Genomic DNA, 3,103 nt, shown 5'->3' with positions numbered 1-3,103 from the left:
TAATGCACCTGCCGTAGGCTACTGCTGACGAAACAGCAGGTTCAATCAGATTATTACTTTCTTGTAATAGCCAGTTGAACAATCACATACACAACTTAGCACGTCACAGTGATACGGTTGTAATACCCTTTTTCCGAGAGGTCACGGTAATAGTTGAATGCGCTCTTATCGGCAAGGAACAGCGACCGTTTGATATTGCTTTCGATAGCGTTCTTATCGGGTGAGAGCGTGAAAAAGAGTTCGTGGAAACGCTTCACGTGTTCCCTTGCTTCAACCGGACGGTTTTGCGAGAGGTCTTGCGAAAGCGCAAGCATCAACGATTTGCCACCGTCCAGCACATAAATCTTCTGCCGTTGCGCTTCGGCAAACGTGTAGGAGTTCCAAACGGCATAACCTGTTATCAGGGTACACATCACGACAAACACAATACCGAAAAGCCGTATCTGTTTGAAACTGGTTTCAATGTTCTTTAAACTTTTAAATTCCATCTTGATTTTTATTTATTGGTTACTTTTGATTAGTTTACCGCCGACCCTGCCGCCAGCGTTTCCGGTTGCTGCCCCGGCTACCGCACCGACACCGCTACCCGCTTTGTTAGCCGCACTGTTTATATTCCGGCTCATGTTACCCATTCCGCCCGCCTGAATAATCCAGTTCGATACGGTGGGGATGGTGAAGTAACCGACAATGCCGATTATCATAAAAATTATGTACACGCTATTGCTGCTGTCCGGTATGAAATTGGGGTCTGATAGCTCTTGAATATCCTTTTGCAGCATAAGCACCTGTATTCGGGCAAGAATGGAACTGAACAGGTCGGAAACGGGCAACCACAGGTAAACGGAAATGTACCTTGTTATCCATTGGGTCAGTGTCGCCTGAAAGCCATCATACACGCTGATGGCAAAGGCTATCGGACCCAGTATGGCAAGGACAATCAAGAAAAAGGTTCGGATAGTGTCTATCACAAGGGCTGCCGCCTGAAAGAGCAGTTCCAAAAGTTCCCTGAACCAGTCCCGGACGGATTGCTTGATATTATGTGCCGCCCTATCCATATACATGCCGCCCATCGTGGCTATGTCTTTGGCAGACCACCCCAGTTCATCTATCTGCTTGTCAAACGCTTCATCCGAAACAAGATAAGCCGTTTCCGGATTGCGTACTATCGCTTCATATTCCAGCTTGTCCTTTTGTTCCCGGTAAGCGTTCATATCGAAAGTTTGCGTTTCGAGCATATTGTTACAGCCCTTGACTACTGGCGACATCACGCTGTTAATCGTACCCAGTACGAATGTGGGAAAGAACATAATACAGAAGCCAATCACAAAAGGACGGAGCAAAGGGTAAACGTCTATCGGTTCGGCACTGGCGAGCGACTGCCATACTTTGGCAGCCACATAGAACAATGCGCCCAGTCCCGCTATTCCTTTGGCTACCCCCGCCATGTTCCCGCATAACGGCATCATGTCCGTGTACAGACTTCGTAAAATCTGATGCAGGTTATCAAATTCAATTGCTAATAACATACTTGTCTGTTTTTAGAGGTTACCAGTAACGTTCATCCGCCGAGCCGTAAAGAGCCATTACCCGGTCGGTGTCCTTTTTCTTTTTCGCCCGCAGGTAGGAAACGGAAATATTCTTGCGGGTATAATAACTCACCAAGTCCCGATAGTTCCTGATGGCGTTATACGTCCGGTCGATTACGTCCATCCGTTCCTTGTCCGACATGGAAAGCCCGTTGATGTTCACCACGCTTTTCATTTCTTCCAGTACATCGGAACTTTCCTGCAACAGTTGGGTATAGCCGTAAGCAATCGCCGAAAGTTCGTCCGGTGTATAGTTTTCATCCGAAAGCATCTTCTGAAAACTGTTCACGTATATATCGGAAATCTCCCCGATAAGCAGGATGGACTTTTGTACTTTCCGGGCATCTTTGACAAGGTTATGCACTGATTTTAAGGCATCGTAATATTCTTTACCTTGTTGATAAATCTTTACCGTTTCCTGAAAATTCTTTATCATGTTCTGTGCGGTGGATGATGTCTGTACGATGTTCTTTGACGCATTGATAATCCCTTGCGCCAAATTACCGGGGTCACTCACCACCCACTGTGCGTTTACCTTTCCAGCAAACAGGCTGCATACTACGAGCAGCATTATAATCTTTGTTCTCATACGCTTATTTCTTTATTGGTTGTTTACTCCGTTTGTATTCTCCACCGGGTGAAAGTAGAATCCGGTCATTCTCTTTGTCGTAGGTCAGCAAGACGGAAAGCCCCGTTTCGATGAACAGGTTTCCGTCCTGTTCTGAAATCTGATAGGTTTCCGTTTGGACAGTCCCCCGGTAGGTCTTTCGATAGGTCGTTACCCGGTAATGCCCGTTTTCTTCAAAAAGGGTAAATGCCGGACGATTTTTTACACTTTTCCAGTCGCCACGCATCGCCCTAAGACGGTCGGCGTTCGTTTCCTTACAGGAAGAAAACCCCAGTAACAAGGTGCATAGCAGCACCGGAAACAAAAATTTAAAATATTTCATACTGATTGATTTTTAAATTGTTGATTGATTATTTTTCAGGATTACGCTTGCTTTCGGCAAGCCGTTTGATAGCCAGTTCGAGGTTACCACCCAGCTTTTCGGACAAAGCGAAAAGTTCCATCTTTTCCGTTTCTTCGGTCGTATATGTAAAATATTCTTCTAAACTCACTTCTGTGGCATATACGGCTGATTGTGTACCGCCTAAGCCTATCCAAACTTCCTTGTATTTCCGGTTCGGATGGTTGGCAAGATTGATGGAAAGCACCTGTGAACGTTCCTTGTCGGTCAGTCCCAAAAGGTTCTGTATGCTGTCGAATTTATTAAGATACTTCCTTTGGTCGAGCAGTATCTTACAGTCTGAATTGTTTATAATGCTCTCTTTTACAATGGGTGAGGAAATAATATCTTCGACCTCTTGGGTAACTACAATCGCTTCGCCGAAATACTTTCTAACCGTTTTGTGTAGCTAAGCACCCAGCGCCTTATCATATTCCTATGACAGGTTTCCAAATGCTCGCCCCCGAACCGGACTTACACCTCTCAGCGTATCCGGCTCTCCACTAATTT

The 3,103-nt window shown here is 45.6% G+C and carries 3 protein-coding genes and 2 pseudogenes; all 5 read right to left on the bottom strand.

The genetic code is table 11. The features are described 5' to 3' along the window. Window positions 1–110: 110 nt before the first annotated feature. A pseudogene (traK, locus tag DW083_RS21770) lies at window positions 111–488 on the bottom strand (conjugative transposon protein TraK); the annotation flags it as partial. A gap of 12 nt (window positions 489–500) precedes the next feature. Next, window positions 501–1,526: a conjugative transposon protein TraJ gene (traJ, locus tag DW083_RS21765; protein WP_122333811.1), complete on the bottom strand. Its 1,026-nt coding sequence runs from the start codon at window positions 1,524–1,526 to the stop codon at window positions 501–503. Window positions 1,527–1,545: 19 nt separating this feature from the next. Beyond that, a complete protein-coding gene (locus DW083_RS21760; RefSeq protein ID WP_122333810.1) occupies window positions 1,546–2,175 on the bottom strand; it encodes a DUF4141 domain-containing protein in 630 nt (209 codons plus the stop codon). A 4-nt stretch (window positions 2,176–2,179) separates the two neighbouring features. Further along, window positions 2,180–2,536, bottom strand: a complete 357-nt coding sequence (locus DW083_RS21755) for a DUF3876 domain-containing protein (protein WP_122333809.1) — start codon at window positions 2,534–2,536, stop codon at window positions 2,180–2,182. A 28-nt stretch (window positions 2,537–2,564) separates the two neighbouring features. Beyond that, window positions 2,565–3,002: pseudogene (locus DW083_RS21750) on the bottom strand (TraG family conjugative transposon ATPase); the annotation flags it as partial. Between the last annotated feature and the right edge of the window lie 101 nt (window positions 3,003–3,103).

The organism is Parabacteroides sp. AF48-14, from assembly GCF_003477465.1.
In the GTDB taxonomy this organism is placed as follows: domain Bacteria; phylum Bacteroidota; class Bacteroidia; order Bacteroidales; family Tannerellaceae; genus Parabacteroides; species Parabacteroides acidifaciens.
This window is presented reverse-complemented; position numbering and strand designations above follow the sequence as displayed.

Coding starts and splice junctions, on each gene's coding strand:
- traJ (WP_122333811.1), bottom strand. CDS start 1,526: ATGTTATTAGCAATTGAATTTGATAACCTGCATCAGATTTTACGAAGT.
- DW083_RS21760 (WP_122333810.1), bottom strand. CDS start 2,175: ATGAGAACAAAGATTATAATGCTGCTCGTAGTATGCAGCCTGTTTGCT.
- DW083_RS21755 (WP_122333809.1), bottom strand. CDS start 2,536: ATGAAATATTTTAAATTTTTGTTTCCGGTGCTGCTATGCACCTTGTTA.